At 34.0% G+C, this 26429-nt stretch carries 20 protein-coding genes; 17 read left to right on the top strand and 3 right to left on the bottom strand.

Annotation, left to right across the window (positions count from 1 at the left end; all coding sequences use genetic code 11):
• The first annotated feature begins 5 nt into the window (after positions 1–5).
• Both IDG45_RS03190 and rpiRb read left to right on the top strand, forming a co-directional pair.
• Positions 6–1460 (top strand): PTS transporter subunit EIIC, encoded by a 1455-nt coding sequence (locus IDG45_RS03190; protein WP_000159755.1) that lies wholly within the window; start codon positions 6–8, stop codon positions 1458–1460.
• Between the two features lie 2 nt (positions 1461–1462).
• Positions 1463–2338 carry a pentose phosphate pathway transcriptional regulator RpiRB gene (gene rpiRb, locus IDG45_RS03185; RefSeq protein ID WP_000181832.1) on the top strand — a complete coding sequence of 292 codons (876 nt, stop codon included), beginning with the start codon at positions 1463–1465 and terminating at the stop codon, positions 2336–2338.
• Between the two features lie 194 nt (positions 2339–2532).
• On the opposite strand, the gene IDG45_RS03180 is transcribed toward rpiRb, so the two are convergent.
• Positions 2533–2814, bottom strand: coding sequence for a hypothetical protein (locus tag IDG45_RS03180; RefSeq protein ID WP_031927695.1), 282 nt, complete (start codon positions 2812–2814; stop codon positions 2533–2535).
• Between the two features lie 212 nt (positions 2815–3026).
• Here IDG45_RS03180 and IDG45_RS03175 point away from each other — a divergent pair, with 212 nt between their 5' ends.
• The 4 genes from IDG45_RS03175 to IDG45_RS03160 all read left to right on the top strand — a co-directional run bounded on the left by IDG45_RS03175 (position 3027) and on the right by IDG45_RS03160 (position 8887).
• Positions 3027–5816: a type I restriction endonuclease subunit R gene (locus IDG45_RS03175; protein WP_054193785.1), complete on the top strand. Its 2790-nt coding sequence runs from the start codon at positions 3027–3029 to the stop codon at positions 5814–5816.
• A gap of 204 nt (positions 5817–6020) precedes the next feature.
• Positions 6021–6863, top strand: coding sequence for a sce7726 family protein (locus IDG45_RS03170; RefSeq protein ID WP_000370349.1), 843 nt, complete (start codon positions 6021–6023; stop codon positions 6861–6863).
• Between the two features lies 1 nt (position 6864).
• Positions 6865–7788, top strand: coding sequence for a sce7725 family protein (locus IDG45_RS03165; protein ID WP_000291762.1), 924 nt, complete (start codon positions 6865–6867; stop codon positions 7786–7788).
• Positions 7775–8887, top strand: coding sequence for an RES family NAD+ phosphorylase (locus IDG45_RS03160; RefSeq protein ID WP_000686459.1), 1113 nt, complete (start codon positions 7775–7777; stop codon positions 8885–8887). The genes IDG45_RS03165 and IDG45_RS03160 overlap by 14 nt, the downstream gene beginning before the upstream one ends.
• A gap of 263 nt (positions 8888–9150) precedes the next feature.
• Here IDG45_RS03160 and IDG45_RS03155 read toward each other — a convergent pair whose 3' ends face one another.
• Positions 9151–10743, bottom strand: a complete 1593-nt coding sequence (locus tag IDG45_RS03155; RefSeq protein WP_000067373.1) for an ABC transporter ATP-binding protein — start codon at positions 10741–10743, stop codon at positions 9151–9153.
• On the opposite strand from IDG45_RS03155, the gene IDG45_RS03150 reads away from it, so the two are divergent.
• Genes IDG45_RS03150 through ggt form a run of 4 tightly spaced genes read left to right on the top strand, consistent with a single transcriptional unit; the run spans position 10700 to position 17183 of the window.
• Entirely contained in the window at positions 10700–12178 is a 1479-nt protein-coding gene (locus IDG45_RS03150) for an ABC transporter permease (RefSeq protein WP_001807309.1), read from the top strand. The genes IDG45_RS03155 and IDG45_RS03150 overlap by 44 nt on opposite strands.
• Positions 12179–12183: 5 nt before the next feature.
• Entirely contained in the window at positions 12184–13347 is a 1164-nt protein-coding gene (locus tag IDG45_RS03145; protein WP_000240093.1) for an ABC transporter permease, read from the top strand.
• A gap of 16 nt (positions 13348–13363) precedes the next feature.
• A complete protein-coding gene (locus IDG45_RS03140) occupies positions 13364–15139 on the top strand; it encodes an ABC transporter substrate-binding protein (RefSeq protein WP_031927693.1) in 1776 nt (591 codons plus the stop codon).
• A 37-nt stretch (positions 15140–15176) separates the two neighbouring features.
• A complete protein-coding gene (gene ggt / locus IDG45_RS03135) occupies positions 15177–17183 on the top strand; it encodes a gamma-glutamyltransferase (protein WP_000236420.1) in 2007 nt (668 codons plus the stop codon).
• A gap of 537 nt (positions 17184–17720) precedes the next feature.
• Here the strand turns inward: ggt and IDG45_RS03130 are convergent.
• Positions 17721–18347: an FMN-dependent NADH-azoreductase gene (locus tag IDG45_RS03130; protein WP_001151449.1), complete on the bottom strand. Its 627-nt coding sequence runs from the start codon at positions 18345–18347 to the stop codon at positions 17721–17723.
• Positions 18348–18554: 207 nt separating this feature from the next.
• On the opposite strand from IDG45_RS03130, the gene IDG45_RS03125 reads away from it, so the two are divergent.
• The 7 genes from IDG45_RS03125 (at position 18555) to IDG45_RS03095 (ending at position 26421) form a co-directional block, all read left to right on the top strand.
• Positions 18555–19133 carry a M23 family metallopeptidase gene (locus IDG45_RS03125; RefSeq protein WP_000166919.1) on the top strand — a complete coding sequence of 193 codons (579 nt, stop codon included), beginning with the start codon at positions 18555–18557 and terminating at the stop codon, positions 19131–19133.
• 382 nt (positions 19134–19515) lie between these two features.
• The gene (locus IDG45_RS03120) at positions 19516–20613 is read left to right on the top strand and encodes an ABC transporter ATP-binding protein (protein WP_000818914.1); all 1098 of its coding nucleotides are present in this window, start codon (positions 19516–19518) and stop codon (positions 20611–20613) included.
• A 12-nt stretch (positions 20614–20625) separates the two neighbouring features.
• A complete protein-coding gene (locus IDG45_RS03115) occupies positions 20626–21897 on the top strand; it encodes a maltodextrin ABC transporter substrate-binding protein (protein ID WP_000034971.1) in 1272 nt (423 codons plus the stop codon).
• Positions 21898–21899: 2 nt separating this feature from the next.
• Positions 21900–23168: a sugar ABC transporter permease gene (locus IDG45_RS03110; RefSeq protein WP_000166888.1), complete on the top strand. Its 1269-nt coding sequence runs from the start codon at positions 21900–21902 to the stop codon at positions 23166–23168.
• A gap of 1 nt (position 23169) precedes the next feature.
• Entirely contained in the window at positions 23170–24009 is an 840-nt protein-coding gene (locus tag IDG45_RS03105; RefSeq protein WP_000162665.1) for a sugar ABC transporter permease, read from the top strand.
• Between the two features lie 270 nt (positions 24010–24279).
• Entirely contained in the window at positions 24280–25356 is a 1077-nt protein-coding gene (locus tag IDG45_RS03100; RefSeq protein WP_000153463.1) for a Gfo/Idh/MocA family protein, read from the top strand.
• 24 nt (positions 25357–25380) lie between these two features.
• The gene (locus IDG45_RS03095; RefSeq protein ID WP_000163817.1) at positions 25381–26421 is read left to right on the top strand and encodes a Gfo/Idh/MocA family protein; all 1041 of its coding nucleotides are present in this window, start codon (positions 25381–25383) and stop codon (positions 26419–26421) included.
• Positions 26422–26429 lie beyond the last annotated feature (8 nt).

Below are 26429 nucleotides of genomic sequence, written 5' to 3'. Positions count from 1 at the left end.
TTTAAATGACCAAAGAACAACAACTTGCAGAACGAATTATTGCTGCAGTAGGTGGTATGGATAATATAGATAGTGTCATGAACTGTATGACACGTGTGCGTATTAAAGTATTAGATGAAAATAAAGTAGATGACCAAGAACTAAGGCACATTGATGGTGTCATGGGTGTTATACACGATGAACGCATTCAAGTTGTGGTTGGACCTGGTACAGTCAATAAAGTGGCTAATCATATGGCGGAATTAAGTGGTGTTAAACTAGGTGACCCAATACCACACAATCACAATGATAGTGAAAAAATGGACTATAAATCATATGCAGCTGATAAAGCAAAGGCGAATAAAGAAGCACATAAAGCAAAACAAAAGAATGGTAAGTTGAATAAAGTATTGAAATCAATTGCCAATATCTTTATACCGTTGATTCCTGCATTTATTGGAGCTGGATTAATTGGTGGTATTGCAGCAGTACTGAGTAACTTAATGGTGGCAGGCTATATTTCAGGTGCTTGGATTACGCAACTTATAACAGTATTTAATGTCATTAAAGACGGTATGTTAGCATACTTAGCTATTTTCACTGGTATTAATGCGGCTAAAGAATTTGGTGCGACACCAGGACTTGGTGGCGTGATTGGTGGTACAACGTTATTAACGGGTATTGCTGGTAAAAATATTTTAATGAATGTCTTCACTGGAGAACCATTGCAACCTGGACAAGGTGGGATTATTGGCGTTATTTTTGCCGTTTGGATTTTAAGTATTGTCGAAAAGAGATTGCATAAAATTGTGCCAAATGCGATTGATATTATTGTAACGCCGACTATTGCATTGTTGATTGTAGGACTATTAACTATCTTTATCTTTATGCCATTAGCAGGTTTTGTTTCAGACAGTTTAGTTTCAGTAGTTAACGGAATTATTAGTATTGGTGGCGTATTTAGTGGATTTATCATTGGTGCAAGCTTCCTACCGTTAGTTATGTTAGGACTTCATCATATTTTTACGCCAATTCATATAGAAATGATTAACCAATCTGGTGCTACTTACTTATTGCCAATAGCAGCGATGGCTGGTGCTGGACAAGTAGGTGCCGCATTAGCACTTTGGGTAAGATGTAAACGCAACACAACATTACGTAATACTTTAAAAGGTGCATTGCCAGTTGGTTTCCTAGGTATTGGAGAACCATTAATCTATGGTGTGACTTTGCCATTAGGTCGACCTTTCTTAACTGCTTGTATTGGCGGTGGTATTGGTGGCGCTGTAATAGGTGGAATTGGACATATTGGTGCTAAAGCAATAGGCCCAAGTGGTGTGTCACTATTACCATTAATCTCAGATAATATGTATTTAGGTTATATTGCAGGATTACTTGCTGCGTATGCTGGTGGATTCGTTTGTACATATTTATTTGGAACGACAAAGGCGATGCGACAGACAGATTTGTTGGGTGATTAATGATGACAAATATTTTATATCGCATTGATAAGCAGTTGAGTGATTTTACGAAGACAGAAAAGATAATCGCTGATTACATTTTAAAGAATCCACATAAAATCATTGATATGACTGTGAATGATTTGGCAGATGTTACGAATGTTAGTACAGCATCAATTGTTAGATTTAGTCGGAAAATGACACATCAAGGTTTTCAAGAGCTAAAGATTGCGATATCTCGATACTTACCCGAAGATATTGCAACCAATCCACATTTGGAATTGATTGAAAATGAATCTGTAGAAACTTTGAAAAATAAAATGATTGCTAGAGCAACGAATACGATGCGATTTGTAGCTACTAATATTATGGATGCGCAAATTGATGCAATTTGTGATGTGTTGAAAAATGCCAGGACAATATTTTTATTTGGATTTGGCGCATCGAGTTTGACTATTGGTGATCTTTTTCAAAAGTTATCTCGTATTGGCTTAAATGTCAGGTTATTACATGAAACGCATTTACTTGTGTCAACATTTGCGACGCATGATGATAGAGATTGCATGATTTTTGTGACGAATCAAGGTAGTCATAGTGAATTGCAGTCAATTGCACAGGTGGCCACACATTACAGTATTCCCATCATAACTATATCTAGTACAGCTAATAATCCAGTGGCTCAAATTGCAGACTATGCATTGATTTATGGCAGAACTGATGAAAATGAAATGCGTATGGCGGCTACAACGTCATTATTTGCACAGTTATTCACGGTAGATATATTGTACTATCGATTTGTAGCATTAAATTATCATGCGATTCTAGATTGTATAACCCAATCGAAAATGGCACTTGATAATTACAGGAAGCATCTTGCGACGATAGATTTTAAACATTAGATATTGTGTGCGTTCTAATATAAAGTAAGTTGCAACGTAAACAATTGAAGTTTTTGATGTGATTCAGTTGCTTGATGAAAAATTGTTGATACAAGTTTGTAAAACTGGCATAGAGGCTATTTTGAAAATGATAAAGGCGTGACAAATTAAAGCAAAGTTCAGATTTGAGCTTTGCTTTTTTCATAGTATAGCAATTAAATGCTGAAGAATAATTTTAATGCTAAATGAACTAATATGAAGGTGCTAAAAGCAATTATTATCAAATTAGTGATATGAATGAAATGTTTAAATCGTTTGCGTTGATTGTATTCGGGACTTTTATAGAGTAGGTAGTAGTACATAAAGAGTATGGCTGCGAACATGCCGAATATTGAAGTGAAGTTACCTACAGTGACTGCCATGAAATGATTTAAAGTTAAATAATAACTTAGACTGATAATTAAAAATAAAATAATTTGATAGGTAATTAACACCATTCAAGTCCCTCCATTAATCGTAGGCAAAAAATTTATCAATGATTTGATTATTTGTATTCAAATTTTAGTATACGACTTACCTCAAACACAAATATTAAAAGATAAGACAATAAAATTAGAATAAATTTACGTTTGAAGATAAAAAACAAACATTTTTCATTAAAGTTTATGATATATTTAGAGCAATAGAAAGTGTACGGAAGGGGATATGAATGGCATACCAAAGTGAATACGCATTAGAAAATGAAATGATGAATCAACTTGAACAATTGGGTTACGAAAGAGTAACGATACGTGATAATAAGCAATTGCTTGATAATTTTAGAACGATTTTAAATGAGCGTCATGCGGACAAATTAGAAGGCAATCCCTTAACAGATAAAGAATTTCAACGTCTGTTAACGATGATTGATGGGAAAAGTATTTTCGAGAGTGCCCGTATTTTACGTGATAAATTACCACTTAGACGTGATGATGAGTCTGAGATTTATTTGTCGTTTTTAGATACGAAAAGTTGGTGTAAAAATAAGTTTCAAGTGACGAATCAAGTATCTGTCGAGGATACATATAAAGCACGTTATGATGTAACGATATTAATCAATGGACTACCCCTTGTCCAAGTTGAATTGAAACGTCGAGGCATTGATATTAATGAGGCGTTTAACCAAGTAAAACGTTACCGTAAACAAAATTACACAGGCTTATTCCGCTACATACAAATGTTTATCATTAGTAATGGTGTTGAAACGCGATACTTTTCTAATAATGATAGCGAACTATTGAAGAGTCACATGTTTTATTGGAGTGATAAACAGAATAACCGAATCAATACATTGCAATCGTTTGCTGAGTCATTTATGAGACCTTGTCAATTAGCTAAGATGATATCGCGCTATATGATTATTAATGAAACAGATAGAATACTGATGGCAATGCGTCCGTATCAAGTGTATGCGGTAGAATCACTTATTCAACAAGCGACTGAGACAGGGAATAATGGATATGTATGGCATACAACTGGAAGTGGTAAGACGTTGACTTCTTTTAAAGCGAGTCAGATTTTATCACAGCAAGATGACATTAAGAAAGTTATCTTTTTGGTTGACCGTAAAGACTTGGATAGCCAAACAGAAGAGGAATTTAATAAATTTGCTAAGGGTGCTGTAGACAAAACTTTTAATACCTCGCAACTGGTACGCCAACTAAATGATAAAAGTTTGCCACTTATTGTAACGACGATTCAAAAAATGGCTAAAGCGATTCAAGGTAATGCCCATTTATTAGAACAGTATAAAACGAATAAAGTTGTATTTATTATTGATGAGTGTCATCGCAGTCAATTTGGTGACATGCATCGTCTAGTTAAACAACATTTCAAAAATGCCCAATACTTTGGGTTCACTGGTACGCCACGTTTCCCAGAAAATAGTAGTCAAGATGGTAGAACAACTGCAGATATTTTTGGTAGATGTTTACATACGTATTTAATTAGAGATGCCATTCATGATGGTAATGTACTTGGTTTCTCAGTTGACTATATTAATACTTTTAAAAATAAAGCTTTAAAAGCAGAAGATAACAGCATGGTTGAAGCAATTGATACGGAAGAAGTATGGTTAGCGGATAAACGTGTGGAATTAGTAACACGACATATCATCAATAATCATGATAAATATACACGTAATCGTCAATATTCAAGTATATTTACAGTTCAAAGTATTCACGCGCTTATTAAATATTATGAGACATTTAAGCGACTTAACAAAAAGTTGGAACAACCATTAACGGTAGCTGGTATATTTACGTTTAAACCTAATGAAGATGATCGTGATGGTGAAGTGCCATATCATTCACGTGAAAAATTAGAGAAAATGATTAGTGATTATAATAAAAAGTTCGAGACGAATTTTTCAACAGACACGACTAATGAGTATTTTAATCATATTTCAAAAAACGTTAAAAAGGGCGTTAAAGATAGTAAAATTGATATCTTAATCGTTGTTAATATGTTCTTAACTGGTTTTGATAGTAAAGTACTGAACACTTTATATGTTGATAAGAATTTAATGTATCATGATTTAATTCAAGCGTATTCACGTACAAATAGGGTTGAAAAAGAATCAAAGCCATTTGGTGAAATTGTAAACTATCGTGACTTGAAAAAAGAGACAGACGATGCACTGAGAGTATTCTCACAAACAAATGATACGGATACAATTTTAATGCGTAGTTATGAAGAGTATAAAAAAGAATTTATGGACGCTTATCGTGAGCTTAAAATGATTGTGCCGACACCACACATGGTTGATGACATTCAAGATGAAGAAGAGCTAAAGCGCTTTGTTGAAGCTTATCGTTTATTAGCTAAAATAATATTACGTTTAAAAGCATTTGACGAGTTTGAGTTTACAATTGATGAAATTGGAATGGATGAACAAGAGAATGAAGACTATAAAAGTAAATATTTAGCTGTGTACGATCAAGTAAAAAGAGCGACGGCTGAGAAAAACAAAGTATCCATTTTAAATGATATTGATTTCGAAATAGAAATGATGCGTAATGATACGATTAATGTGAATTATATTATGAATATATTGAGACAAATTGATCTTGAAGACAAAGCGGAACAACGTCGTAACCAAGAACAAATTAGACGTATTTTAGATCATGCAGATGATCCGACATTGAGGTTAAAACGAGATCTAATTAGAGAATTCATCGACAATGTTGTACCTTCTTTAAATAAGGATGATGATATCGATCAAGAATATGTTAATTTCGAAAGTATTAAAAAAGAAGCGGAGTTCAAAGGATTTGCTGGAGAGAGATCTATCGATGAACAAGCCCTAAAAACAATTTCAAATGACTACCAGTATAGTGGTGTTGTAAACCCACATCACCTTAAAAAAATGATTGGTGATTTGCCATTGAAAGAAAAACGTAAAGCAAGAAAAGCCATTGAATCTTTCGTGGCAGAAACAACTGAAAAATACGGTGTGTAATGATTCAGCCCCCTCGCTAGATTAGTGTAGGGGGCATTATTATTTTCTATATTTTGTTAGTTACCATGTGTTTGGCAATCATCATTTGGTTTCAATACAATTTTATCATCGTATGTGTATAGAAATAATGTCTATAGGCATTTAAAATAGTTTATAATATTAACAGGATAAGTATTAAATGTATGTTGAAGGAGGTGCGTAGCTATGGATAATAGAAATATGATTAATCGTGTTTTTAGTCAAAAGATATTACATCAAATTGCAATCAAAAATAAAAGTGATGTTGTTGATGAGGCATATGATTTTTATATACAGGGACCTAAAAATATCAATGTAATACAGAAGATGAAATCTTTATATAATTATCTTAAAAAGTCTTATCGTAACGAATATTTTTACAAAAACACAATGCTTAATAAACTCCTTCTAGGACGACATTCTGTTAATACAACTACTGCACTTTCTGAGATGCCCATAGGGAAAAGTATTGCTGATTTTATATTGTTAAACGGCAAAGGTGTTGTCTATGAGATTAAAACAGAATTAGATAAGCTGGATAGATTAGATAATCAAATTAATGATTATTATGAAGTGTTTAATTATGTCGTAGTCATTACAAATGACAAACATCTGAATAAAGTTATGGCTAGATACAAAGATACAACAGTTGGAATTTTAGTGTTAACTACTAGAAATACACTGAGTGAAGTTCAAAAACCTAAAGAAAACAATAGTCTCTTAAACACAAAAGCGATGTACAACTTTTTACGAAAAGAAGAAAGAAAAAGAGTTATTGCACAAAATCATATGGATGTGCCAACTTATAATGATTTCACAGAGTATGATGTGTTATTTGACGTGTTTAAAGAAATACCAATGACGAAACTGCATAACAATATGATTTCTGAGTTGAAAAAAAGAGGCAACATGAAAGAATACAAAGATGAATTTTTAGCAGCTCCGACTGAAATTAAGTTCTTGTTATATTTCGCAAAAATGACAAAGAAAGATAAAAATAAACTATATCATTTTCTTAAGGAGGATTAATATGTATTATCCTTATTTGCGTGGGAAACAAAATGAACTATTTGCAATTAGAGAATTGTTAGAGAAAGGTTTGATTGGTGATTGTATTCAACCTATAATTGAACCAATTAAATATACAACCACATTTAAAAATACTTTGCAATACTGTGGTGAAAAAGCATTCTCTATAAATTTAGTAGTAAATTCAAAGTTAACTGAAGAAGAGATTAGTAACGAAACTGTTGAACATTTAACTGAAATAATAACAAAAAACAAAAGTGTTATTCAAAAAGCTTACTTGGGTCCTTCTGATGAAGGCAATGATAGGTTGAAACAGCAATTTTCAAGTAATAGTTTAGCTATTTTAACAAGTGTAGATGACTGGGAAATGTTTGGAGATAAAAATAAACTTGAAATGGTTTTTGTACCAGATGATAGACACATTAAACGTAAATTGCGTAATATTCCAAACAAAGGCATCATTATGGATCCTTTTAATAAACTAAGTCGTAATGTTGATTATTTAGATAATGATGACGAGTTTTATAGCGACGATCACCTTTATTATAAGGAAGATGGATACGTAGCATTTTCAGACTATTCTGTTATAGGTGGAGAATATGTAGACGGTGGCTTTTCGCCATTAGCTATTGCGATACATATTGTCTATTTTGATGAGGCTAATGAGTTAAGAGTTAAACATTTTGTCTCTGATTCTAATAACGATAGATTAAATCCAGCTAAAAAGTTTTTTGAGGCTGTAGATAAATTAGTAACTTGGTCTAAAAACTTAGATAATAAAAATAGATCTTATGCGATCGGACAATTCGAAGAATTAAATGAAAATAATAAGTATCCAGGATTAGGTTTAATTAAAAGGTTATCTATCATGCATCATCTAGAAATTATGAATAGATACTTGGAGTCTCAAAATGAAAATATGTGAAAAATGTTTTAATAATACTGAAATCGTAGAAATCATTGTAAATGATAATAGCAAATTTGACAATTGTGATATTGATAACGATCATCTTGGTGTTAAAATATTTGATACGACTCGACACATAGATAAATTAGAGCAGATTAGAGATTATTTAAGACCAGCGTTAGAATTATATGATATTAGTATAAATTTACCAGATACTTTTAGCCCAAAAGAAGGTAAAAAAATTGAAACAGCATTAAAAGATGATTGGAGTATATTTAATGTTGAAGAAGATAAAATAAGTTGTATTTTAAATGAACTTTTTAAAGATGATGAAAATATAGATAGACGGGTGTTGGAAGGTTTAGTAGGCGCTAAAATCATTAAAGATAAAAAATATACAAATGAAAATCTAATTGTAGCAAATAATGACTGGGATGGATTTTGTGAGAGCTTGAAGTATAAAAATAGATTTCATAATAATATGATCAATTTAGAGAATTTAGCGTTCTTTCTCGATATCACTACTAATTACTATAGTATTGAGGAATTTAGAGAAAGATTTGAACCATTATATAGATCTAGAATAGTTAAGTTCATTACAGAGAAAAGTGAACTAATGTCACCACCAAAGGGATTTGCAACGGCAGGAAGATTGAATTCTAAATGGATAAGCGTATTATACCTTAGTACAAAAGAACAGGTCAGTATAGAAGAAGTTAAACCTAAGCATAATGACATTATTTATATAGGTAAGGTTAAGTTACAAAAAAACGTTACAAAAGAGAAATTGAAAATTGCGAATTTAACTAATTTAACTAGTAATGCAATCAAAGCTGGCGATGATGGATTTAGAAAGTATTTTGTAAATTACCAAACATTAAAAAAGATTCATAAAGGAATAACAAATCCAAGCGATGAACAAGGAATAGATTATTTGCCATTTCAATATTTAGCTGATTATATTCGAAGCCTTAAATATGACGGGATAATGTATGAGAGCATATTGCAAGATGGTACTTTTAACTTTGTGTTTTTTGATCAAAATTTATTTGAATGTGTTAATTATGAAAGAAAAAGAGTAAGTGACGTTAAATATACATTGACTAAGCTAAGTTGACACACTTAAAAGTCTGAATATTCTAATAAAATGCAAATAATCCCCCGCACTTTATATAGTGGCGGGGGATTTATTATGCGTTAAAATGCCCAAAGTATGGGTGTGACCCTTAAATCATGGCAAAGCACCTAAAACTTGATATGGTGCCGAGCCCTAACATAGCACAATATAGTTAGTATGACAAAGTCATCTAACATAACACATCAGAAGTTGCCCGATTTATTCCAGACCATACAGTGATAAAGTTGCACAACGCATAACTTTTATTTAGCAATAACTGCTACTTCTGAAATAAGTTGCTTTGCATAGTCTGATTGCGGATGTTTGATAATATCTTCTGTGTTATTCAGTTCAACGATTTCGCCATTTTTCATAACTGCAACTCGATCACATATTTCATTGATAACACCCATGTCATGTGTGATGAATAAATAAGTGATGCCGAAGTCTAACTGTAATTGTTTTAATAACTCGATGATATCTTTTTGAATTGAAACGTCTAAAGCTGACACTGCTTCGTCGCAAACAATCACTTTAGGTTCAACAGCAAGTGCTCTAGCGATACTTACACGCTGGCGTTGCCCACCAGATAATTCGTGTGGATAGCGATATAAGAAACTTTGATCTAGGCCAACTTTTTCTAACAACGATACGACAGTTTTAATAATGTCATCATTATCTTTGACTTTCCCATGAATGATAAGTGGTCGTTTAATCACATCAATGACTTTAAATCTTGGATTAATAGATGCGAATGGATCTTGGAAAATCATTTGTATCTCTTGTCGTAAAGATTTCAATTCATCATCTTTAAATAAACTTAATGGTAATTCGTTATACCAAATAAAACCTTCTGACACTTCCTTTAGACCGACGACCGTCTTAGCTAATGTCGATTTCCCTGGTCCTGACTCACCGACAATGCCTAATGTTTCGCCTTTTCTAATAGCCAAGTTAATATCATTAACTGCTCGGTATAGGCTGCCACTTGGTGACTTGTAATCCACGCTCACGCGATCGAATTTTAATAAAATATCATTGTTTAACGGTCTTGGCAGGCGCGTTTGATGAATATCAGGAATCGCATCTATTAAGCGTTTCGTATAGGTATGTTGTGGCGATTTAAAAATACTTTCAACCGTGCCACTTTCAACGACACTTCCATCTTTCATTACAATCACATCGTCGCAAAATTGATACACAGCACCTAAATCGTGAGTGATAAAAATAATAGACGTTTCTGTGTACTCATAAAGGGACTTCATTAACTGCAGTAATTGATTTTGTGTACTGGCATCTAATGCCGTTGTTGGTTCATCTGCGATTAAAATTTGTGGCTTTAAAATCAATGCCATTGCTATCATGACACGTTGACGCATACCACCAGAAAGTTCATGTGGATAAGCATCAAATTGTCGAGTTGCATGTTTTATACCTACTTTTTCTAAAATGTCTATTGTCATAGACTTTGCTTCAGATTTAGATACACGTTTATGTTGAAATAGTACTTCTGTAATTTGTTTGCCAATCGTTAATCTTGGATTCAACGAAGAGAGTGGATCTTGAAAAATCATTGAAATATCCTTACCTCGAATTTGTTGTAACGCTGAAGTTGATAAATTTGTTAACGATTGCCCATTAAAAATAATTTCTCCTGTTAACGTGTGATTCGGATAATCTGGTAGTAGTCCTAAAATAGATTTAGCGGTAATACTTTTTCCTGATCCTGATTCACCAACAATACCTAGGATATGTTTTTTTCGTAATTCGAAAGAGACGTTTTTTACCGCTTGAACTGTAGTTTCATCATAATTGAATTGTACATTCAGACTGTTGACTTCTAATAAATTTGACATGATGTTGTGCCTCCCTATTCACAAATGTGTAAATTTATTCTATACTTTTGTATATCATAGTAATCTACTCAAGATTATTTTACAAGGAGTGATTATCATAATTACTTATTTAGAATCTTTTAAGTCGTTGTATCACAAGGCATTTTACAAGTTTGTATTATCGGTATTAAGCTTGCCAATATTTTTATATGCAGTGATAAAGTTTTTCTTTTCTGCTAAGAGAAAAAATTTTTACGCTAATAATTCTGAAATTTCAGAAATTGAACAGGCGTTACATCAAAAATATAAATATTTATCGCAGCAAAAGTCATCCACACAAATACATAAAGAAGCATTAAAAATATTCAAGGCACAAAGTTCTAATACGAATTCAAAGAATATTGAACAAGCACATTTTTCAACATACTTTGAAAATGTATTATTTCATAAGTTCATCATGATCAAAGTGATATTGGCCTTGCCGATGTTCATCTTATTGACTATTTATTTACAGCCATTAGTTAGATATATTTTTGAGCGAATTGTCATGGCTGTGATTGTCATCATTGGTGTTATTGTCAGTGTGTTTACCATTCTGTATTTTTCACCGCTTGATGCGGCTTATAGCATACTGGGACAAAATGCAACAAAGGCACAGATACATCAATTCAATGTATTACATCATCTTAACGAACCTTATTTTATTCAATTGTGGGATACCATCAAGGGTGTTTTTACCTTTGACTTAGGTACGACTTACAAAGGGAATGAGGTTGTGACTAAAGCAGTTGGCGAAAGAATTCCAATTACAATAATTGTCGCAGTATTAGCGCTAATTGTGGCATTAATTATTGCGATACCAATTGGAATTATCAGTGCGATGAAGCGAAATAGTTGGCTTGATATCACGTTAATGATAATTGCATTAATTGGTTTATCTATTCCAAGTTTCTGGCAAGGGCTATTATTCATTTTAGCGTTCTCATTGAAATTGGATATTTTACCACCATCTTATATGCCAGAACATCCAATATCGTTGATTTTACCTGTACTTGTCATTGGAACAAGTATTGCTGCTTCTATCACGCGTATGACAAGGTCTTCTGTACTTGAAGTAATGCGCAGCGATTATGTTTTAACTGCTTATGCAAAAGGATTATCGACGATACAAGTAGTTATTAAACATATTTTGAAAAATGCCATTATTCCAATTGTAACGCTAGTTGGTCTTCTAGTGGCAGAGTTACTAGGCGGTTCAGCAGTGACGGAACAAGTATTTAACATTAATGGTATCGGTCGTTATATCGTCCAAAAACAACTAATACCTGATATTCCAGCAGTCATGGGTGGGGTCGTATATATATCAATTGTAATATCTTTAGCAAACTTAATTATTGATATATTTTATGCTTTAATCGATCCAAAATTACGTAGTGAAATTAACGAAAGGAAGTGAGGCATATGGTAAAACTTACAACAAAGATAGCTTCCTTAAAACTATTCGCAAGTTATGCTATTGCAACTTATATTTTAGTTATATTAACGAGTGCATTAAATCTTTTTAAAGGTTATGTGGCCGATACGTTCTATATTGCTGAAACATTGCTAATCGTTTTAACCATCATTTTAATTATCATTTTAACAATGGAACAAACATGGAAGCATCATGACCTATGGCGACGTATCGTCGAAGTGTTGTTATTGTTGATGACATTAACAGGCAACGTATTTACATTATTAATGTTTGTAAGTATTAGACGTTACCAACGTACATCGCAAATACATAGTTATAACGGGTGGGAATCGTTTATACGAAAAACTACTAGACATCGTATTGCGATTATCGGGTTACTTATTTTAGTCTACATGCTGACATTATCAATTGTGTCACAATTTACATTTGATACGACATTGGCTACTAAAAATCAGTTCAATGCACTGTTACATGGACCGAGTCTAGCCTATCCGTTTGATACTGATGATTTCGGTAGAGACTTATTTACACGCGTAGTTGTCGGAACGAAACTGACATTTTCAATTTCAATTATTTCAGTAGTTATTGCAGTTATTTTTGGTGTGTTACTAGGCACTATCGCAGGTTATTTTAATCATATTGATAATTTAATAATGCGAATTTTAGATGTAGTGTTTGCAATTCCATCATTATTGTTAGCGGTGGCAATTATTGCATCATTTGGAGCAAGTATTCCAAATTTAATTATTGCTTTAAGTATCGGTAATATACCATCATTTGCACGGACAATGCGTGCCAGTGTTTTAGAAATTAAACGCATGGAATATGTAGATGCAGCACGTATCACTGGTGAAAACACTTGGAATATCATATGGCGTTATATTTTACCGAATGCGATTGCGCCTATGATTGTACGTTTTTCATTAAATATAGGTGTGGTTGTATTAACAACAAGTAGTTTAAGTTTCCTAGGACTTGGTGTTGCACCTGATGTAGCTGAATGGGGCAACATTTTACGTACCGGTAGTAACTACTTGGAAACGCACAGTAATTTAGCTATTGTACCTGGTATTTGTATTATGTTCGTCGTTTTAGCATTTAATTTTATAGGTGATGCAGTGCGTGATGCACTAGATCCAAGAATTCATTAAAAAGGTAGGGATAGATGTGAAGAAAATCATTAGTATCGCAATTATAGTTTTAGCGTTGGTATTAAGTGGTTGTGGTGTCCCTACGAAATCAGAAGTGGCTCAAAAGTCATCGAAAGTTGAAGTGAAAGGCGAGCGACCAACGATACATTTCCTAGGACAAGCAAGTTATGAAAATGATATGAATATCGTCAAAGATCAATTGGAAAATGCAGGATTTAACGTGAAGATGAATATCCAACCAGACTATGGTAGCTATCGTACACAACGTCAAGCCGGCAATTATGATATCCAAATCGATGACTGGATGACAGTATTCGGTGACCCGAACTATGCTATGACGGCATTATTTAGTTCTACAGGATCAAATAGTTTATTGAAAGATAAACATGTAGACCAGTTGTTAAATAAAGCTTCTACTCAAAATGAAGCAGATGTTAAACAAACATATAAGCAAATTGAAGATGAAGTTGTATTTGATAAAGGGTATATTGCGCCTTTATATGGATCAAAAAAGAATTTAGTATATGACAATAAAGTGTTAGATAAAAATAGTGTTGGATTGCCAAATTCACGTGCATTAATATGGCAACAATTTGATTACAACAATAGTAGAGAACGAGATACGCGTCCACTTGTGATGACACAACAAGATGGTGAAATTCCTACATTGGATCCAATACGTTCAATTGCGCCGTCAGTATATTCAATTAATATGAATATGTACACAAGGTTATTATTATTAGATGAAAATGACCACTTAACAACGAAAGGTTCGTTAAGTCGTGATTATGCTGTGAATAAGGACAATAAAGCGTTTTATTTCTTGTTAAGAGATGATGATTATTTTGCGAAAGTGGTCAATGGACAAGCACGTAATACTGGAGAGCGTGTATCGGCTGAAGATGTTAAGTTTTCTTTAGATAGAGCACGTGATAAAAAGTCTGTGCCTAACAATAATACTTATAATATGCACAAACATATAAATGACATCAAGATATTAAAAGATGAGGACATCGATCAGTTGCGTAAAGAGAAAGACAAGGACGATAAATCAATCTATGATAAGTTGATTAAAGCTTATAACGTCAAATCGTTAACGACAGATGGTCAAAAAGTAAATAATAAAGGCGGTATATATCAAATTGTTAAAATTACGACAGATCAATCGATGCCTCGAGAGGTAAATTACTTAACACACTCTTCGGCAGGCATTTTATCTAAAAAATTTGTTAATCAAGTAAATCAAGAATATCCAAAAGGATATGGGGATAGCAGTACAATTCCTGCAAATTCAGATGGAAAAAATGCGCTTTATGCAAGTGGCGCATACATTATGACACAGAAAAATGCATATCAAGCAACGTTTCAACGTAATCCAGGATTCAACGAAACAGAAAAAGGTAGTTATGGACCAGCTAAAATTAAAAATATTACATTGAAGTTTAATGGTGACCCGAATAATGCATTGTCAGAACTTAGAAATCATTCAATTGATATGTTGGCAGATGTGAATCAAAAACATTTTGATTTAATTAAGTCGGATAAAAATTTAAGCATTATTCGCAAAAATGGACGCAAGTCAGTCTTTTTAATGCTAAATATTAAAAAAGGTATATTTAAGACGCATCCAAACTTGAGACAAGCAGTAGTTAATGCGATAGATCAGGATCAATTTATTAAGTTTTATCGTGGCGATAAATTTAAAATTGCATCACCGATTACACCACTTGTCGATACTGGTAACGAGCAACGTCAAGATTTAGAAAAAGTAGAAAAAGCTATTAATCAATAATGTTTTAAATATTTAACAGAAAGTAGGAGGATATAGTATGGTCATTAACTTAAATGACAAACAGACAAAAACATCTAAAGAAGGGTTAATTTCCGTATCACATCCTCTTGCGGCTAAAATTGGTAAGGATGTATTAGATCAAGGTGGCAACGCCATGGATGCCGTGATTGCAATTCAACTGGCATTGAATGTGGTAGAACCATTTGCATCAGGTATTGGTGGTGGCGGATACTTGCTATATTATGAGCAAAGTACTGGCAGTATAACTGCGTTTGATGCGCGTGAGACAGCCCCTGCACATGTAGATAAACAATTTTATCTAGATGATTCAGGCGAATATAAATCATTTTTTGATATGACTACACATGGTAAAACTGTCGCTGTGCCAGCAATTCCAAAGCTGTTTGATTATATTCACAAGCGTTATGCTAAATTGTCATTGGAAGATTTAATTAATCCTGCAATTGAACTAGCCATTGAAGGTCATTCAGCCAATTGGGCTACTGAAAAATATTCGCGCCAGCAACACGCACGATTGACAAAGTATCACGAAACGGCGCAAGTATTTACGCATGAAAATCAATATTGGCGTGAAGGTGATTGGATTGTACAACCCGAATTAGGCAAGACATTTCAAATATTAAGAGAACAAGGGTTTAATGCATTTTATAAAGGTGACATTGCGAAACAATTAGTTAATGTTGTTAAAGAATGTGGTGGGACAATCACTTTAGAGGATCTAGCCAATTATGACATTCAGATTAAAACGCCAATCAGTGCAACATTTAAAGACTATGACATTTATTCAATGGGACCATCTAGTTCTGGCGGTATCACGGTAATTCAAATATTGAAGTTATTAGAACATGTCGATTTACCATCTATGGGTCCAAGATCTGTCGATTACTTGCATCATTTGATACAGGCAATGCATTTAGCATATAGTGATCGCGCGCAATACTTGGCGGATGATAATTTTCATGAGGTGCCTGTACAGTCATTAATTGATGACGATTATTTAAAAGCACGCAGTAAGCTCATTGATAGCAATAAAGCAAATATTGATATAGAGCATGGTGTTGTGTCTGATTGCATTAGTCATACAGATGTTGAAGAAAATCATACCGAAACAACTCATTTTTGTGTGATTGATAAGGAAGGTAATATTGCTTCATTTACGACATCAATCGGTATGATTTACGGGTCGGGTATTACGATTCCAGGCTACGGCGTGTTATTGAATACCACAATGGATGGTTTTGATGTTGTGGCGGGTGGGATCAATGAAATTGCACCTTATAAACGACCACTAAGTAACATGGCTCCAACGATTGTGATGCATCACGGGAAGCCAATATTAACAGTAGGTGCACCTGGTGCTATAAGTATCATTGCTAGTGTTGCGCAAACATTAATCAATGTATTAGTGTTTGGCATGGATATTCAGCAGGCTATAGATGAACCTAGAATTTATAGTAGCCATCCTAATCGCATTGAATGGGAGCCTCAATTTTCACAATCTACAATATTAGCATTGATTGCACGTGGACATGCAATGGAACATAAACCAGATGCCTATATTGGAGATGTACATGGACTACAAGTTGACACAACAACGTATGAAGCTTCGGGTGGCAGTGATGATACTAGAGAAGGCACCGTAATGGGTGGCGAGGTGTTAGTGATTAGAAAACAGCCATTACCATATCGGCAAATGTATGATAATGACGGCTTTCGTGTATATTTCAATGATGTGCAGTTACCTTTATTGGCAGATCAAGTGCGATGGATGCATGGCAAATGTTGGATTGAGGAGAGTGTTATTAGAATCATTTTCCCTGAAGTTAGTGCACATATTGAAGATTTAAGAAGTTATGAAAACGCAGGAGAAAATTATATAGATGTTGTCTGGTTAGCACGAAAGAAAGGTTATCAAGTGGCATTGAAAGATGACGGTTTATATTTAAATGATGAAGCATATCATTCAGTGAAGCGAAATACACATGCGTACTATAGATATGATCGAGATAGTATCACAAGATAGTTTATGCGTTTGATATGGAGTTTGTAGTGGATAAGGGCTTTTATTGAATGAAAGGATTCGATTTCGAACTTTAGCGTGACGCTTGGGTGTAGTAATGTTGAAAATGCTATACGAAACGCTATTCACCTTTGTAAAATATACAACGCTTCACAAATTCGTTTTTGATGTACATCACAATAGTTAGTCTAAAATCTAACGTGATGTGGTTTGGTACAGTTGAACGAGTTATGTGAGGTGTTTTTATAATATGAGATTTTAATAGATAATTTGGATGTTTCTATAATTACAGCATAAGTATTAATGTTCGCTACTAAGTTTAACCAGAAGTTTTTATGTGCTTTCATACTTTCATACCTACTCTCAAAATATATCATCAACACTATCATATGTTTTAAAAATATTTACATCATAACTAAAGTGAATGTCAAAATTTAAATTTGTAAAAACAATAGATGTATATAAAAAGTTGAAAAGGATTGTAAGAAAATCAAAAAAACACTGTATGACGTTTGATTAGTCACACAGTGTAGATAACAATTAAAATGTTGTTGCCAATTTTTCAGCATTATTAATACTAGTTGCCTTAATTTCTTCAGTTTTATGCGGTTCGGCATTGTGTCCTTCAATAATGATTGTTTCATATGATGGCACACCTAAGAATGTCATAATTGTTCTTAAATAACGGTCGCCCATTTCAAAATTAGCAGCGGGGTCTTCAGTATAATATCCACCACGTGATTGAATGTGTAATACTTTTTTGTCAGTTAGTAAACCTTGTGGTCCTTCAGCAGAATATTTAAAAGTTTTACCTGCAATTGAAATAGCATCAATATATGCTTTAACTACAGGTGGGAAAGAAAGGTTCCACATAGGCGTTACAAATACATATTTATCTGCACTTAAAAATTCTTCTAAAATGTCACTCAATCTTGAAACTTTCATTTGTTCATCATCAGTTAACGTTTCGCCATTACTCATTTTTCCCCAACCAGTTAATACATCTTTGTCAATAACTGGAATATAAGTTTCAAATAAATCAATATGTTTCACTTCATCATCAGGATGTTGTTGTTGATATGTTTCGATAAATGCTTTACCAGCCGCCATAGAATTTGATACCAGTTCATTAAAAGGGTGTGCTGTAATATATAATACTTTTGCCATTTGAAAATTCTCCTCTGTTTCTGTTATTTTCTTAAGTATAATTATTATACTCAATATAAAATTAATATCAATCAAAATATTCAAATTACCATCATTTTCTTCATCTATATTTGGCAGTACTACTAAAGTATGAGTGCATTTAATTATGAAATAGTTGATTTAGAATATATACTTAATACCCAAAATATATGAAGGATGGATGCCACTATGACAAAGCGACCAAAACGTATTTTGGCAACAATTATCATTTTTCTTTCACTATTATTTACGATTATTTATATAGATGACATTCAAAAATGGTTTAACCAATATACCGATAAATTGACACAAAATCATAAAGGACAAGGACACTCAAAATGGGAAGACTTTTTTAGAGGGAGTCGGATTACTGAGACTTTTGGTAAATATCAGCATTCACCATTTGATGGTAAGCATTATGGCATTGATTTTGCATTGCCAAAAGGTACACCAATTAAAGCGCCGACGAATGGTAAAGTAACACGTATCTTTAATAATGAATTAGGCGGCAAGGTATTACAGATTGCCGAAGACAATGGAGAATATCACCAGTGGTATCTACACTTAGACAAATATAATGTCAAAGTAGGTGATCGAGTCAAAGCAGGTGATATTATTGCATATTCAGGCAATACAGGTAAACAAACGACAGGCGCACATTTACATTTTCAAAGAATGAAGGGTGGCGTAGGTAATGCATATGCAGAAGATCCAAAACCGTTTATCGATCAGTTACCTGATGGGGAACGTAGCCTATATGATTTGTAGTTATAGAAGAGTGCCCGCAGTCTAAAAAATTAAGCAATCATTGTGTGAGTATGATACTTACATAATGGTTGCTTTTTTCAATGAAAATCGAAATGCTAAGGCATACTTGTTTGATTTAGATATTACTTAAAATGTAAGACAAGGTTGTTAGCATTGGCAGTGAAATTTCGCACGTAAAAAATCATTATTGTCACACTAAAAATAGTTGCGTGCTATATCAATTTTCTGTATAAAAGTTTAATTCTGACAGTAATGTAAACGTTTACAATTTATGATTGACATTAATAATGAGTGACTATATGATTTATGTAAGTATTTGTGCAAACGTTTTCACGAAGCGTATTGCACAATCAAACTGTAAACAAAGTATGGGAGGCATAACATGGCAGAACTAAAGTTAGAGCATATTAAAAAGACGTATGATAACAACAATACTGTAGTGAAAGATTTTAATCTACATATTACTGACAAAGAATTCATTGTATTTGTTGGACCATCGGGATGTGGTAAATCAACAACATTACGAATGGTTGCTGGACTAGAGTCTATCACATCTGGAGATTTTTATATTGATGGGGAACGCATGAATGATGTTGAACCAAAGAATAGAGATATTGCGATGGTATTTCAAAACTATGCATTATATCCACATATGACTGTTTTTGAAAATATGGCATTTGGGCTAAAGCTACGTAAAGTAAATAAAAAAGAGATTGAACAAAAAGTTAATGAAGCAGCTGAAATATTAGGATTAACTGAGTATCTTGGTCGTAAACCAAAAGCGTTATCTGGTGGACAGCGTCAACGTGTTGCTTTGGGCAGAGCTATTGTTAGGGATGCGAAAGTCTTTTTAATGGATGAACCATTATCGAATCTTGATGCGAAGCTTCGAGTACAAATGCGCACAGAAATATTGAAATTACATAAGCGACTTAATACTACGACAATTTATGTTACACATGATCAAACTGAAGCATTGACGATGGCTAGTCGAATTGTTGTTTTGAAAGATGGCGACATTATGCAAGTCGGCACACCTAGAGAAATATATGATGCCCCTAATTGCATATTTGTGGCGCAATTTATCGGCTCACCAGCAATGAATATGTTGAATGCTACAGTTGAAATGGACGGATTGAAGGTAGGAACACATCATTTTAAATTACATAATAAAAAATTTGAAAAGTTAAAAGCTGCTGGCTACTTAGACAAGGAAATTATTTTAGGTATTCGAGCTGAAGACATTCATGAAGAACCAATATTTATTCAAACTTCTCCAGAGACACAATTTGAATCTGAAGTAGTTGTATCCGAACTGTTAGGTTCAGAAATTATGGTACATAGCACATTCCAAGGAATGGAATTGATTTCTAAATTAGATTCAAGAACACAAGTGATGGCGAACGACAAGATTACACTAGCATTTGATATGAATAAGTGTCACTTTTTTGATGAAAAAACAGGAAATCGTATCGTCTAAGGGGGAGTATTCATGTCTAAAATTTTAAAATGTATCACGTTAACCGTGGTAATGTTATTAATCGTAACTGCATGTGGCCCTAATCGTTCGAAAGAAGATATTGATAAAGCATTGAATAAAGATAATTCTAAAGACAAGCCTAACCAACTTACGATGTGGGTGGATGGCGACAAGCAAATGGCGTTTTATAAAAAAATTACGGATCAATATACTAAAAAAACTGGCATAAAAGTAAAGCTTGTAAATATTGGTCAAAATGATCAACTAGAAAATATTTCGCTAGACGCTCCTGCTGGAAAAGGTCCAGATATCTTTTTCTTAGCACATGATAATACTGGAAGTGCCTATCTACAAGGCTTAGCTGCTGAAATCAAATTATCAAAAGATGAGTTGAAAGGTTTCAATAAGCAAGCACTTAAAGCGATGAATTATGACAATAAGCAACTAGCATTGCCAGCTATCGTTGAAACAACCGCACTTTTTTATAATAAAAAATTAGTGAAAAATGCACCGCAAACGTTAGAAGAAGTTGAAGCTAATGCTGCCAAGCTAACTGATAGTAAAAAGAAACAATACGGTATGTTATTTGATGCTAAAAATTTCTATTTTAATTATCCGTTTTTATTCGGCAATGATGATTATATTTTCAAGAAAAATGGCAGTGAATATGATATTCATCAGCTAGGACTAAATTCAAAACATGTCGTCAAGAATGCTGAACGATTACAAAAATGGTACGACAAAGGGTATCTTCCTAAGGCAGCAACACATGATGTCATGATTGGTCTTTTTAAAGAAGGAAAAGTAGGACAATTTGTCACTGGACCATGGAACATTAATGAATATCAAGAAACGTTTGGTAAAGATTTAGGAGTAACAACATTGCCTACAGATGGTGGCAAACCTATGAAACCATTTCTCGGTGTACGTGGTTGGTATTTATCTGAATATAGTAAACATAAGTATTGGGCTAAAGATTTAATGCTGTATATCACTAGTAAAGATACATTACAAAAATATACAGATGAAATGAGCGAAATTACTGGACGTGTTGACGTGAAATCATCTAATCCAAATTTAAAAGTGTTTGAAAAGCAAGCACGTCATGCTGAACCGATGCCTAATATTCCTGAAATGCGACAAGTTTGGGAACCGATGGGCAATGCAAGCATATTTATCTCAAATGGTAAGAATCCTAAACAAGCGTTAGATGAGGCGACGAATGATATAACGCAAAATATTAAGATTCTTCATCCGTCACAAAATGATAAGAAAGGAGATTAGTTATGACGAAACGTAACCCTAAATTAGCGGCATTATTATCTGTTATACCTGGTTTGGGACAGTTTTATAATAAAAGACCCATTAAAGGGACGATATTTTTTATCTTTTTCATCAGTTTTATTTCTGTATTTTATAGCTTTTTAAATATTGGTTTTTGGGGATTGTTCACATTAGGGACAGTACCTAAGTTAGACGATTCTCGTGTCTTACTTGCACAAGGTATTATTTCTATCTTACTCGTTGCTTTTGCAATCATGCTATATATCATTAATATTTTAGATGCATATCGTAATGCTGAACGATTTAATCGTAATGAGGAAATAAAGGATCCGAAGGCACGTATGGTTGCAACATGGGACAAGACGTTCCCATACTTACTAATCTCACCAGGTACATTCTTATTGATATTTGTAGTTGTATTTCCATTAATATTTATGTTTGGAGTAGCATTTACAAACTACAATTTATACAACGCGCCTCCGAGACACACATTAGAATGGGTTGGTTTAGATAACTTTAAAACGTTATTCACAATTGGCGTTTGGCGTAAAACATTTTTCAGTGTTATTACTTGGACATTAGTATGGACGCTTGTTGCAACGACACTTCAAATTGCATTAGGGCTGTTTTTGGCAATTATTGTAAATCACCCTGTCGTCAAAGGTAAGAAATTTATCCGTACTGTATTAATCCTACCTTGGGCTGTACCATCATTTGTGACAATTTTAATATTTGTAGCGTTATTTAATGATGAATTTGGTGCGATAAATAATGATATATTGCAACCTTTATTAGGTGTTGCACCAGCATGGTTAAGTGATCCATTTTGGGCAAAAGTGGCATTAATTGGCATTCAAGTATGGCTTGGTTTCCCATTTGTCTTTGCACTGTTCACTGGTGTACTGCAAAGTATTTCATCAGATTGGTACGAAGCAGCAGATATGGATGGTGCGTCTAGTTGGCAAAAGTTTAGAAACATCACATTCCCGCATGTCATTTACGCCACAGCGCCATTGTTAATTATGCAATATGCAGGTAATTTCAATAATTTTAATCTTATTTATCTATTTAATAAAGGTGGTCCACCAGTGTCAGGGCAGAATGCTGGTAGTACAGATATCTTGATATCTTGGGTGTATAATCTGACATTTGAGTTTAACAACTTTAACATGGGTGCAGTTGTGTCATTAATTATTGGATTTATTGTTGCTATTGTCGCATTTATTCAATTCAGACGTACAAGTACGTTTAAAGATGAGGGAGGTTTATAAGATGACAAAGAAGAAAAACATATTAAAAGTAATCGGTATTTACAGTTTTATAGCGATGATGTTTGTCATCATTTTATATCCACTACTGTGGACATTTGGCATTTCCCTTAATCCAGGTACGAACTTGTATGGTGCCAAAATGATACCAGACAATGCAACATTTAAAAATTATGCATTCTTACTATTCGATGACAGTAGTCAATACCTGACTTGGTATAAAAATACGCTTATCGTAGCATCTGCAAATGCACTGTTTAGTGTGATATTTGTCACGTTAACAGCATATGCTTTTTCTAGATATCGCTTTGTTGGTCGTAAATACGGGCTGATTACATTTTTGATTTTACAAATGTTCCCTGTATTAATGGCAATGGTCGCAATCTATATTTTGCTAAATACAATTGGATTATTAGATTCTTTATTTGGACTAACACTTGTATATATTGGTGGGTCAATACCGATGAATGCCTTTTTAGTGAAAGGTTACTTCGATACGATTCCAAAAGAACTTGATGAATCTGCCAAAATTGATGGTGCTGGCCATATGCGTATTTTCTTACAAATTATGCTGCCATTAGCAAAGCCGATTTTAGCAGTTGTTGCTTTGTTCAATTTTATGGGACCATTTATGGACTTTATATTACCTAAAATACTATTAAGAAGTCCTGAAAAATTCACATTAGCAGTTGGATTGTTCAACTTTATTAATGATAAGTATGCAAATAATTTCACAGTGTTTGCAGCAGGGGCAATTATGATTGCAGTACCTATAGCAATCGTATTCTTGTTCTTGCAACGCTACTTAGTATCAGGTTTAACAACAGGTGCGACAAAAGGTTAGTTTGAAATTGGGAGCGGGGCAGAAATAATAAAGAACCATTAATGAATTTATTGTGTAGTGGCTCTTACAAATTAGCCACAGCTAATATGTGCCTAAAAATAGGAATACATGAGTAAAACTCATGTATAAGAAATACTAATTTCTAAAGAAAAAGTATTTCTTTATGTTGGGGCCCCGCCAATATAACATTGTAGAGCCTAGAACGTTGATTGATGTTTAAGGCTCGACATACGCACTAATGACGATAAAGATTTAAAGGAGGACGTTATGATGACGATTAAAGTTGGAATCATTGGGTGTGGTGGTATTGCGAATGGCAAGCACATGCCAAGTTTACAAAAAGTTGAAAATGTTGAAATGATCGCATTTTGTGACGTAGACATTTCGAAAGCAGCGTGTGCAGCAGAAGCATACGGTACTGACAATGCAAAGGTTTATGATGATTACAAAGCATTGTTAAAAGATGACACGATTGATGTTGTCCATGTTTGTACGCCAAATGACTCGCATTGTGAAATTACTGTAGCAGGGTTGCATGCCGGTAAACATGTGATGTGTGAAAAACCAATGGCTAAAACGACAGCAGAAGCTCAAAAAATGATAGATACAGCTAAATCAACAGGTAAAAAATTAACAATAGGTTATCAAAATCGCTTCAGACCAGATAGTCAATTTTTATATAAATCAGCGCAACGTGGTGACTTAGGTGACATTTATTTCGGAAAGGCACATGCTATTCGTCGTCGAGCAGTACCAACATGGGGGGTCTTTCTAGACGAAGAAGCTCAAGGTGGCGGACCATTAATCGATATCGGTACACACGCTTTAGATTTAACGTTATGGATGATGGATAATTATGAACCAGAATCAGTGATGGGTTCAACATTCCATAAATTAAATAAACAGCATGATGCGGCAAACGCTTGGGGTTCATGGAATCCAGATGAATTTACAGTTGAAGATTCTGCGTTTGGCTTTATTAAAATGAAGAATGGAGCGACGATCATTTTAGAATCCGCTTGGGCGATTAATTCTTTAGAAGTGGATGAGGCAAAATGTTCATTATCAGGAACGAAAGCAGGTGCTGATATGAAAGATGGTCTACGTATTCATGGTGAAGATATGGGCACACTTTATACCAAACACGTTGAATTGGAAAACAAAGGCGTCGACTTTTATGAAGGTAATGAAGTGGATGAAGCTGAAGAAGAAGCAAAAGCTTGGATTGATGCAGTTGTAAATGATACTGAACCAGTTGTGAAACCGGAACAAGCAATGGTAGTTACAAAAATTCTTGAAGCGATTTATCAGTCTGCAAAATCAGGCAAAGCAATTTACTTTGAATAACATCATACGGTAAGGAGGCACATCATGACAAAATTAAAAGTTGGTGTGATAGGTGTTGGTGGTATTGCACAAGACCGTCATATTCCAGCATTGCTGAAACTCAAAGATACAGTCTCGTTAGTTGCAGTACAAGATATTAATACAGTGCAGATGATTGATGTTGCGAAGCGCTTTAATATACCTCATACAGTTGAGACACCTAGCGAGCTGTTTAAACTTGTTGATGCGGTGGTCATTTGTACACCTAATAAATTCCATGCTGATCTTTCTATAGAAGCATTGAACCATGGTGTCCATGTCTTATGCGAAAAGCCAATGGCAATGACGACAGAAGAGTGTGATCGCATGATTGAAGCGGCTAATAAAAATTGTAAATTACTAACTGTCGCTTATCATTATCGCCATACGGATGTCGCTATGACTGCTAAAAAAGCAATTGAATCAGGTGTGGTTGGTAAACCTTTAGTAGCACGTGTACAAGCGATGCGTAGGCGTAAAGTGCCTGGCTGGGGCGTTTTTACCAATAAAGCGTTGCAAGGTGGTGGTAGTTTAATCGATTATGGTTGCCACTTGTTAGACTTATCTTTGTGGCTACTAGGTAAAGATATGGTGCCGCATGAAGTTCTAGGAAAAACATATAATCAATTGAGCAAACAACCGAATCAAATTAATGATTGGGGAACATTTGATCACACTAAATTTGATGTCGATGATCATGTTACTAGTTATATGACATTTGCCAATCGAGCAAGCATGCAGTTTGAATGTTCGTGGTCTGCAAATATAAAGGAAGATAAGGTACACGTTAGTTTATCAGGCGAAGATGGCGGTATCAATTTATTTCCATTTGAAATATATGAGCCCCGCTTTGGAACTATTTTTGAAAGCAAAGCTAATGTTGAGCATAACGAAGACATTGCTGGTGAGAGACAGGCGCGTAACTTTGTCAATGCGTGTTTAGGGATAGAAGAGATTGTGGTGAACCCGGAAGAAGCACGCAATGTAAATGCCCTTATAGAAGCGATTTATCGTAGCGATCTTGATAACAAGAGCATACAACTTTAATGATTATT

Origin of the sequence: Staphylococcus sp. EG-SA-10, from assembly GCF_017151945.1 — a bacterium.
Taxonomy (GTDB): Bacteria; Bacillota; Bacilli; order Staphylococcales; family Staphylococcaceae; genus Staphylococcus; species Staphylococcus aureus.
This window is presented reverse-complemented; position numbering and strand designations above follow the sequence as displayed.

What these genes read in the sequence shown, in the direction of transcription:
- IDG45_RS03190 (WP_000159755.1), top strand. Translation starts at nt 6, where the DNA reads ATGACCAAAGAACAACAACTTGCAGAACGAATTATTGCTGCAGTAGGT.
- rpiRb (WP_000181832.1), top strand. Translation starts at nt 1,463, where the DNA reads ATGACAAATATTTTATATCGCATTGATAAGCAGTTGAGTGATTTTACG.
- IDG45_RS03180 (WP_031927695.1), bottom strand. Translation starts at nt 2,814, where the DNA reads ATGGTGTTAATTACCTATCAAATTATTTTATTTTTAATTATCAGTCTA.
- IDG45_RS03175 (WP_054193785.1), top strand. Translation starts at nt 3,027, where the DNA reads ATGGCATACCAAAGTGAATACGCATTAGAAAATGAAATGATGAATCAA.
- IDG45_RS03170 (WP_000370349.1), top strand. Translation starts at nt 6,021, where the DNA reads ATGGATAATAGAAATATGATTAATCGTGTTTTTAGTCAAAAGATATTA.
- IDG45_RS03165 (WP_000291762.1), top strand. Translation starts at nt 6,865, where the DNA reads ATGTATTATCCTTATTTGCGTGGGAAACAAAATGAACTATTTGCAATT.
- IDG45_RS03160 (WP_000686459.1), top strand. Translation starts at nt 7,775, where the DNA reads ATGAAAATATGTGAAAAATGTTTTAATAATACTGAAATCGTAGAAATC.
- IDG45_RS03155 (WP_000067373.1), bottom strand. Translation starts at nt 10,743, where the DNA reads ATGTCAAATTTATTAGAAGTCAACAGTCTGAATGTACAATTCAATTAT.
- IDG45_RS03145 (WP_000240093.1), top strand. Translation starts at nt 12,184, where the DNA reads ATGGTAAAACTTACAACAAAGATAGCTTCCTTAAAACTATTCGCAAGT.
- ggt (WP_000236420.1), top strand. Translation starts at nt 15,177, where the DNA reads ATGGTCATTAACTTAAATGACAAACAGACAAAAACATCTAAAGAAGGG.
- IDG45_RS03130 (WP_001151449.1), bottom strand. Translation starts at nt 18,347, where the DNA reads ATGGCAAAAGTATTATATATTACAGCACACCCTTTTAATGAACTGGTA.
- IDG45_RS03125 (WP_000166919.1), top strand. Translation starts at nt 18,555, where the DNA reads ATGACAAAGCGACCAAAACGTATTTTGGCAACAATTATCATTTTTCTT.
- IDG45_RS03120 (WP_000818914.1), top strand. Translation starts at nt 19,516, where the DNA reads ATGGCAGAACTAAAGTTAGAGCATATTAAAAAGACGTATGATAACAAC.
- IDG45_RS03115 (WP_000034971.1), top strand. Translation starts at nt 20,626, where the DNA reads ATGTCTAAAATTTTAAAATGTATCACGTTAACCGTGGTAATGTTATTA.
- IDG45_RS03110 (WP_000166888.1), top strand. Translation starts at nt 21,900, where the DNA reads ATGACGAAACGTAACCCTAAATTAGCGGCATTATTATCTGTTATACCT.
- IDG45_RS03105 (WP_000162665.1), top strand. Translation starts at nt 23,170, where the DNA reads ATGACAAAGAAGAAAAACATATTAAAAGTAATCGGTATTTACAGTTTT.
- IDG45_RS03100 (WP_000153463.1), top strand. Translation starts at nt 24,280, where the DNA reads ATGACGATTAAAGTTGGAATCATTGGGTGTGGTGGTATTGCGAATGGC.
- IDG45_RS03095 (WP_000163817.1), top strand. Translation starts at nt 25,381, where the DNA reads ATGACAAAATTAAAAGTTGGTGTGATAGGTGTTGGTGGTATTGCACAA.